The 1,028-nt window shown below is 72.6% G+C and carries 2 protein-coding genes; one reads left to right on the plus strand and one right to left on the minus strand.

The window, feature by feature from the left end:
• The coding region (locus ACFXA3_RS22760; protein ID WP_385189375.1) for an endonuclease V at window positions 1-550 on the minus strand (550 nt) is incomplete at its 3' end.
• A gap of 26 nt (window positions 551-576) precedes the next feature.
• On the opposite strand from ACFXA3_RS22760, the gene ACFXA3_RS22765 reads away from it, so the two are divergent.
• Complete coding sequence (locus ACFXA3_RS22765; RefSeq protein WP_385189376.1) at window positions 577-876, plus strand: YciI family protein; 300 nt, start codon at window positions 577-579, stop codon at window positions 874-876.
• Window positions 877-1,028 lie beyond the last annotated feature (152 nt).

The raw sequence follows: 1,028 nt of genomic DNA on the forward strand, positions 1-1,028 counted from the left end.
CTACCCTCTCCCTGTCTCTGTCCCTGTCTGTCTCCCCCCCCCCCCCCCCCACGGGGGCGGCGTCGCCCGCCCCCCGCTGCGCGGCGTCGCCGCGCCGGGTCCCGGGCTCCTCGTGGGTGAACGTGAACGGGTTCTTCGCCACCCCCATGCTGGGCAGCCCGGTGACCACGCCCAGGTGGCAGGCCAGACCGAAGCCGCGGGGGTGGGCGAGCCCGTAGCCGTCGCAGACGACCAGGTCGGGGACGGCGCTGAGCGCGTCCAGCGCGGCCAGCACCGTGGGCAGCTCCCGGAAGGCGAGGAGCCCCGGCACGTACGGGAAGCTGACGTGCCCGACGGAGGTCGCCTCCTCGACGACCTCCAGCGTGGCGGCGTCGAGGACGACGGCCGCGGCGGCGACCAGGTCGCGCTCGTCGTCGTAGGCGACGTCCACACCCGCGACCAGCCCGCGCCCGGGCGGCGGGCCGGGCTCGTCCAGTACGACCTGATGGCGGAGTTCGTCCTGTACCGCCCGGGCCTCGGCCTCGTCGGCGGGGGTCTTTGCGCTCGTCATGATGGTGCGAGAGTAGCCTGACGATCATGTTCGTAATGGAGCTCACCTACACCGCGCCCATCGAAGCAGTCGAAGACGAGTTGGACGCCCACATCGCCTGGCTGGACGGCTATTACGCCTCCGGCGTCTTCCTCGCCTCGGGCCGCAAGGTCCCGCGCGAGGGCGGCATCATCCTGGCCGGGGGCGTCTCCCGCGCGGAGATCGAAAAGATCGCGTCGGAAGACCCGTTCACCCTGGCGGGCGTCTGCTCGTACCGCATCACGGAGTTCATCGCGTCGAAGACCTCCTCGGACCTGGCGGCGGTACGCGAGAACCCGGTGGTGTAGGGGTATTGGTGGTCGGGGGCGGTCGGGATGCGTAGCCGGGGGCGGAGCGGTCGGACGGGATACCGGGGGCGGGGGCCGGGCCGGGCGGTGTCGGAGTGGGTCCGGGGGCGTCCCGCCAGTCCACTGTCCTTCCGTGCCGTGCCGGTCCCTCA

It is taken from the genome of Streptomyces sp. NPDC059456 (assembly GCF_042750055.1).
GTDB lineage: Bacteria > Actinomycetota > Actinomycetes > Streptomycetales > Streptomycetaceae > Streptomyces.